Source organism: Actinomadura sp. NPDC048032, from assembly GCF_040653175.1.
Taxonomy (GTDB): domain Bacteria; phylum Actinomycetota; class Actinomycetes; order Streptosporangiales; family Streptosporangiaceae; genus Spirillospora; species Spirillospora verrucosospora.
In genome coordinates, this window is the sequence record NZ_JBEZJP010000442.1 from 1 (window position 1) to 6839 (window position 6839).

Consider the following 6839-nt stretch of genomic DNA (forward strand, 5'->3'; position numbering starts at 1 on the left):
GCTCGCCGGGCAGGACTGGACGGACGCCTACCGCAGGCACCGGCGCAACCTCCAGCTCATCGGCCTGAACGATCCCGGACGGCGCTGGGTGCTGATGAACCCCCGCACCCAGGCCTGCCCCCAGGCCGATGGTGTAGCCCGCTACACCACCGTTTCGGGAGTGCGCGCCCATGTGCCCGGACCCCCGCGAAACCTAGGTTCGTCCAGGTGAGAGGCGGCAATCCACGGAGAGGCACCATGATCACGATGACGGCCGAGGCGACCGCGGAGGCGGTGCGCCTGGACACGGTCACCAAGACCTACGGGGACGTGCGGGCCCTGGACGGCGTCACCTGGACGTTCCGCCGCGGCGGGTTCACCGCGGTGATGGGGCCGTCCGGGTCCGGCAAGAGCACGTTCCTGCACTGCGCGTCCGGGCTCGACCGCCCGAGCGGCGGCACGGTCCGGATCGGCGGCGTGGACATCGGCGGGCTCAGCGAGGCGAAGCGGACGCGGCTGCGCCGGGAGCGGATCGGGTTCGTGTTCCAGGCGTTCAACCTGGTCCCGGCCATGGACGTCGAGCAGAACATCACGCTCCCCCTGCGGCTGGGCGGCGCGGAGCCCGACCCGGCCCGGCTGGAGGAGATCGTCCGGCGGGTGGGCCTCGCGGACCGGCTGCGGCACCGCCCCGCCGAGCTGTCGGGCGGGCAGCAGCAGCGCGCCGCCCTCGCCCGCGCCCTGATCACCCGCCCCGAGGTCGTCTTCGCCGACGAGCCGACCGGCGCCCTCGACCCGCGCACGGCCCGTGACGTCCTGCGGATGCTGCGCGAGGCCGCCGACCTGACCGGCCAGACGGTCGTCCTGGTCACCCACGACCCGGCGGCCGCCGCGTGGGCCGACTCGGTGCTGTTCCTCAGCCGCGGCCGCATCGTCGACGAGCTGGCGTCCCCGACCCCGTCGGCCGTCCTGTCCCGCTGGGAGACGCTGTGAAGCGCGGAGCCGTGAAGGGCAGGGGGGCGTTCGCCGGGGTCTTCGTCGCGCTGGCGTTCGCGGCGACGCTCGTGGGGGCGTGCGGGGTGCTGCTGGAGTCGGCGCTGCGGGCGCACGCGCCGGTCGAGCGGTTCGGCGCCGCCGCCGCGGTCGTGACCGGCCCGCGGAGCGTCATGGACCGGATGGGGAGGTTCGCGGACGAGCCGGAGGAGCAGAGCCGTCCGCTGACCGAGCCCGCCCCCGTCCCGGTCTCGGCCGCGGCCCGGCTGCGGGCCGTTCCGGGCGTGCGGGCCGTGGTCGCGGACGTGTCCTTCCCCGCCGTGCTCTCCTCGGGGCGGCCGGTGACCGGACACGGCTGGGAGTCGGCCGCGCTGCGGCCCTACCGGCTGAGCGCGGGCCGGGCACCGCGGGCGCCGGACGAGGTCGTGCTGAGCCGGTCCTCGGGCCTGGCGCCCGGGGCCGTGGTCCGGATCCAGGTAAACGGACCGCCCCGCCCCTACCGGGTGTCCGGGCTCGTCGCCGAGGGCCCCGCGGCGGCGTTCTTCACCGCGGCGACGGCCGCGGCCCTCGACGGGCGCCCGGGCCTCGCCGACGCCCTCGCGGTGCTCGGCGACCCCGACGAGGGCGCGCTCCGCGGGGCCGCTCCCGGGCTCGCCGTCTCCTTCGGCGCGGCGCGCGGCGACGCCGAGGACCCGGCCGTCGCCTCCGCGCGCCCCGACATCGTGGAGCTGTCCGCCTCGCTCGGCGGGGTCGGCGTGATGACCGCCCTCGTGGTCGTCGGCGGCCTGATCGTGCTGTCGGTGCGGGAGCGGGCACGCGAGTTCGCGCTGCTGCGGGCGGTCGGGGCGACGCCGGGCCAGGTGCGGGGACGGCTCCTGCGCGAGACGCTGCGGGTGGGGGCGCCGGCCGCGCTGACCGGCGGCGCGCTGTCCCTCGCGGCGGGCACCGCGCTGCACGCGGCGATGGTGCGCGAGGGCGTCCTGCCGGACGGCTTCGGCCTGGCGCTCGGCCCGCTGCCCGTCCTCGCGGCGGTCGCGCTCACACTGCTCGCCGCCACCGCGACCGCGTTCCTCGCCTCGCTGCGGCCGTCGCGGATCCGGCCCGTGGAGGCGCTGGGCGAGGCCGCCGCCGAGAACCCGCGCCTGCCCCGCTGGCGCGTCGTCACGGGCGCCGCCTTCCTCGTCGCCGGCCTGAACGCCCTCGGGTTCTCGGCGGGCGCCACGGGGGCCGCCGCGAACGCCTCGATCGGCGGCCTGGTCGTCTCGCTGATCATCGCCACGGCCTTCCTCGGGCCGCTGGTGGCGCGGGCCGGGAACCGGGTGCTGGGCCGCGCCGCCCGGGCCGCCTCGCCGGTGGCCGGGCGGATGGCCCAGCAGGCGGCCGGCGCCGCCGCCCTGCGCGCCGGGTCGCTGATCACCCCGGTCGCCCTGGCGGTCGCGTTCGCGGGCGTCCAGCTCTTCGCGCAGTCCACCGTCGCCCACGCGGCGCGGACCCAGGCGGAGGACGGGAACCGCGCCGACCGGATCGTCGTGGCGGCGGGCCCCGGGCTCCCGTCCGGCGCCGCCGGGTCGGTGCGCCGCGTCCCGGGCGTGACGGCCGCGACGCCGGTCAAGGACACCACCGTCGTCATGGCGGTCAAGGAGCTGGGCGAGAAGAACCTGCGCTCGCTCAACGGCAGCGGCGTCGGCGCGGACGCGGCGGCCACGCTGGACCCGGGGGTGTCGTCCGGCCGCCTGGACGATCTGCGGGGCGACACCGTCGCGCTCAGCCGGGACGTCGCCGGCGGCCTGCGCGTCGGCTCGACGGCGCCGCTGTGGCTCGCGGACGGGACGCGGATCCGGGCGCGCGTCGTGGCGGTCTACGACCGCGGCCTCGGCTTCGGCGACGTGCTGCTCCCCCACGGCGTCGTGGCCGCGCACTCCGCCTCGCCGCTCGACGACCGCGTCCTCGTCCGCGGACGGGCCGACCTGAGCGCGGCCACCGCCGCCTATACCGGGGCACGGGTGCTCAGCCCGGAGGCCTACCAGGCGGGCCTCTCGCAGGAGATGAGGCTCCAGGGCTTCGTCAGCCTGCTGGTGGTCGCCGCGATCACGGGGTTCATCCTCATCGGCCTCGTCACGACGCTGGCGCTGGCGACGGCGGCGCGCCGCCGCGAGTTCGCGCTGCTGCGGCTGGTGGGCGCCACCCGCCGCCAGGTCCTCCGGATGCTCCGCTTCGAGGCCGCGATCGTGCTCGGCACCGGCATCGCGGTGGGCGCCCTCATCGCGGCGGTGACCCTGACGGCGTTCGCGGCCCGCGTGACCGGCCTTCCCCTTCCCTCCATCCCGCCCCTGGCATGCGCCGCGATCCTCCTCGGCGTGGCCGGATCCGGCGCCGCCGCGATCCTCCTCCCGGCGCGCGCCGTGCTGCGCCGGCGCACCCCTCCCTCCCTCTCCTGAAAGGCACCGCCATGAGCAACTCCACCCGCTGGACCCTGATCTGCATCCTCATCGGGGTGAACGTCCTGTCGAACGCGGTCCTCGGAGACGGCCTGATCCAGATCGCCGTCAGCGCCGTCACCGGCCTCGCCGCCGCGGCCGTCCTGATCGACCTGCTGCTCCGCGGCCGCCGCGAGCCCTGAGCCCGACCGGGCCGCCCGGCCGGACGACCGAACCGCACGGCTCGTCCCCCGGGCGGCCCCCACCGCCGTTACGATCGCCACTGGCATGCTCTGTACCGGAACGGCGTGAAATGGATGATGTGGAGGTCCGGCACCTGCCGGGCGACCTGCCGCAGCTGTTCGACGGCGGCGCCGGGGACGGCGCGCCCGCCCGGACGCTGTCGGTTCCGCTGCCCGACGGGGACCTGGTCTGGCCCGATCCCGGGTACCCGCAACGGCAGCTCCTCCTGCGGCCCGCGTTCTGGCTGAGCGACGAGCCCGCCGGCGGCGACCTGTGGGCCCGGTTCCGCGCCGAGCACGCCCGCTCGGGCCTGTGGCCGCTGCTCATGGACGAGTCCGACCAGCCGTGGGCGGCCGGCCAGATCGCCCCCGAGCCGGTCGCCGAGGTCGGCAACTACCACCCCCACGCGTTCATGTACGAGGTGTGGGCGGACTGGGCCGAGCAGGCCGCCGACGACGACCACGACGACCTCGCCCCCTACGGGCGGCAGTGCCCCGGCCCCGCGCCCGCCGGCGTGCCGCTCGACGACCCGGACGCCATGGCCGACCGGCACGCCCGCGCCCTGGCCTCACGCGGCATGTCGCTCGGCCTGGTCGCGGTGGACCGCGGCGCCGACGCGCTCGCCGCCGTCGGCTGGCAGGGCGCGCTGAACCACAACGAGTGGACGGCGCCGCTCTCGGCCGTCCTGCGAAGCTGGGAGGACCGCTTCGGCGCCCGCGTCGTCGCGCTCGGCTTCAACACCCTGGAGCTCAGCGTGGCCGCGCCTCCCGTGAGCACCCGGCACGCCGTGCACGTCGCGGCCGAGCACTGGGCGTTCTGCCCCGACATCCTCTTCCAGGGGCCCGGCACCCTCGCCGGGTACGCCGAGGAGATCCGCGGCAAGACCAACTGGTCGTTCTGGTGGGACTGACCGGCGACGGAGACGGGGGCGGGAACGGATGCGACGCAGTGGCAGGGCGCTCTCCGCGGTCATCGCGGCCGGGATCGCGCTCACCCTCGCGGCCGACGTCACCGTACTCGCGCGGGACCGGACGGGCGGTGGGCCCCGCCGACCCGGGAACCTGGTGTCGGTCACCGAAGCGCCGCGGACGCCGGCCGTCGCGCCGCTGACCCGCCGCTACACGCCGCACCTGCTGGTCGCCGGGACGGCCACGCTGCCGCCCCAGGCCGTCGAGCGGGCGAAGCGGCTCGACGGCGTCGCCGGGGTCGCGGTCGTGGACGCCGCGCGGGCCATGGTCGGCGACCGCCGCATGGGCCTGCTCGGCGTCGACCCGTCGGTCTTCCGCGCGTTCGCGCCCGAGCCCACCGCCGGATCCGACCAGCTGTGGCAGACCGTCGCGTCCGGCGGCCTGGCGGTGTCGTTCGAGCAGAGCCGCGACGGGGCGCTGCCCCTCGGCGCGGTGGTCCCGGCGGGCCGCAGCACCGCCCCGGCGCGGGTCCGCGTCGGCGCCTACGCCTCGATGGGCATCGGCGACGTCGGCGCCGTGGTGTCCCGCGACCAGGCCCGCGCGCTGGGACTGCCGGACGGGAACGGCCTCGTCATCAGCGCACCGGAGGCCGACACCGCGGCGCTGGTGAAACGCCTGAAGAAGGTGCTCCCGCGCGGCACGAAGGTGGCGACGCTGGCCGCGCCGAAGAGCACCGGCCGCACGCGGCCCAAGAGCCCCCCGCGGGTGACCGGGCGGCCCGACGGGGCGTCCGGCGGCCGCTCCCCCATCACCGGCAACGCGATGACGCCCACGATGCGGACCGTCCTGCTGGAGATCGCCGGGATGTTCGGCCCCTTCCCCGTGATCGGCTGCCACCGCTCCACCGGCGATCCGCAGGACCACGGCGACGGCCGCGCCTGCGACTTCATGGAGAGCACCGGCGGCCGGCCGCCGACCGCCGGCGCCCAGCGGCACGGCGACGAGGTCGCCCGGTACGCCGTCGCGAACGCGCGGCGGCTCGGCATCTCCTACGTCATCTGGAGGCAGCACATCTGGAACGTGCGCGGCGGCGGATGGCGGCCGATGGAGGACCGGGGGAGCATCACCCAGAACCACTACGACCACGTCCACATCTCGGTGTTGCGCTAGCCGCCCATCAGGGAAGCGGCTGCTCGCACCACACCACCTTGCCGTCCCGGGTGCGGCGCACCCCCCAGCGCTGCGCCAGCCGCCCCACCACGTGCAGGCCCCGGCCCGACTCGCTCGCCTCGTCGTCCTCGTCGTGGTGGCGGATCCGGGGGTGCCCGTCGGAGGAGTCGAACACCTCGCAGACCAGCCCGCCCTCCCGCACCAGCCGCAGCCCGATGCGGCCGCCCGCGTGCCGGATCGCGTTGGTGACCAGCTCCGAGGCCAGCAGGGTGGTGGTGTAGGCCATGTCCTCCAGGCCCCAGCGGGCGAGCCGGTCGCGGATGAGGCCGCGCGCCCGGCGCACGGCGGCCGGCTCGGCGGGCAGCTCCCAGGAGGCGTGCCGGTCGGCCGGGATCCGCGCCAGCCGCGCCACCAGCATGGCGATGTCGTCGCGGTGCTGGTCGTCGTAGACGCCGTCGAGGGCCGCCTGGCACAGGTCCTCCAGAGGGCGGGCGGCGGCGCCCGGGCCGAACGTGGCGCGCAGCCGGGCCAGGCCGTCATCGATGTCGCGGGCCCGGTTCTCCACCAGGCCGTCGGTGTACAGGAACAGCAGCGTCCCGTCCTCGACGGTGAACTCGCGGCTGACGATGGGCCCCTCGCCGCCCACGCCGAGCGGCGGCGCGGGCGGGACCGGCAGGTACTCCGAGGCCCTGCCGGGCGGGACCAGCAGCGGCGGCAGGTGCCCGGCGCTGGCCACCTCGCACTGGCCGCTGACCGCGTCGTACACGACGTAGGCGCAGGTGGCGAAGTGGGGTTCGCGCTCGCCGAGCGTCCGCATCAGGGAGTCGAGCCGCTCCAGCGCCTCGGCGGGCGGCAGCTCCAGCCCGGCGAGGGTGTGGATCGCGGTGCGGAGCCGCCCCATGGTGACGGCGGCCTTCACGCCGTGCCCGGCCACGTCCCCCACCACCAGCGCGACCCGCGCGCCCGGCAGCGCGATCGACTCGTACCAGTCACCGCCGACCTCGATCAGCCGGCTGCCCGGCAGGTACCGGTGGTGCACCTCCACCGGCGACGGCGCCGACAGCCCGGTCGGCAGGAGGCTGCCGAAGGCCACCTCGGACGCCTCCAGCCCCGCCTTGTCGAGCTGGCGCGG

At 76.7% G+C, this 6839-nt stretch carries 7 protein-coding genes; 6 read left to right on the plus strand and 1 reads right to left on the minus strand.

The features are described 5' to 3' along the window. The 6 genes from AB0C69_RS35730 to AB0C69_RS35755 all read left to right on the plus strand — a co-directional run. The coding region (locus tag AB0C69_RS35730; RefSeq protein ID WP_360359767.1) for a hypothetical protein at window positions 1-211 on the plus strand (211 nt) is incomplete at its 5' end. 26 nt (window positions 212-237) lie between these two features. Continuing rightward, window positions 238-969 carry an ABC transporter ATP-binding protein gene (locus AB0C69_RS35735; RefSeq protein WP_360359769.1) on the plus strand — a complete coding sequence of 244 codons (732 nt, stop codon included), beginning with the start codon at window positions 238-240 and terminating at the stop codon, window positions 967-969. After that, window positions 966-3407 carry an ABC transporter permease gene (locus AB0C69_RS35740; protein WP_360359775.1) on the plus strand — a complete coding sequence of 814 codons (2442 nt, stop codon included), beginning with the start codon at window positions 966-968 and terminating at the stop codon, window positions 3405-3407. Before AB0C69_RS35735 ends, AB0C69_RS35740 begins: the two co-directional genes overlap by 4 nt. An 11-nt stretch (window positions 3408-3418) precedes the next feature. Then, entirely contained in the window at window positions 3419-3589 is a 171-nt protein-coding gene (locus AB0C69_RS35745) for a hypothetical protein (protein ID WP_345179141.1), read from the plus strand. Window positions 3590-3699: 110 nt separating this feature from the next. Then, complete coding sequence (locus AB0C69_RS35750) at window positions 3700-4539, plus strand: DUF4253 domain-containing protein (protein WP_345179142.1); 840 nt, start codon at window positions 3700-3702, stop codon at window positions 4537-4539. Window positions 4540-4567: 28 nt separating this feature from the next. Next, the gene (locus tag AB0C69_RS35755; RefSeq protein ID WP_353835122.1) at window positions 4568-5707 is read left to right on the plus strand and encodes a hypothetical protein; all 1140 of its coding nucleotides are present in this window, start codon (window positions 4568-4570) and stop codon (window positions 5705-5707) included. 7 nt (window positions 5708-5714) lie between these two features. Here AB0C69_RS35755 and AB0C69_RS35760 read toward each other — a convergent pair. Next, window positions 5715-6839: ATP-binding SpoIIE family protein phosphatase (locus AB0C69_RS35760; RefSeq protein WP_360359779.1), on the minus strand; the 1125-nt coding region annotated here is incomplete at its 5' end.

Coding starts and splice junctions, on each gene's coding strand:
- AB0C69_RS35735 (WP_360359769.1), top strand. CDS start 238: ATGATCACGATGACGGCCGAGGCGACCGCGGAGGCGGTGCGCCTGGAC.
- AB0C69_RS35745 (WP_345179141.1), top strand. CDS start 3,419: ATGAGCAACTCCACCCGCTGGACCCTGATCTGCATCCTCATCGGGGTG.
- AB0C69_RS35750 (WP_345179142.1), top strand. CDS start 3,700: ATGGATGATGTGGAGGTCCGGCACCTGCCGGGCGACCTGCCGCAGCTG.
- AB0C69_RS35755 (WP_353835122.1), top strand. CDS start 4,568: ATGCGACGCAGTGGCAGGGCGCTCTCCGCGGTCATCGCGGCCGGGATC.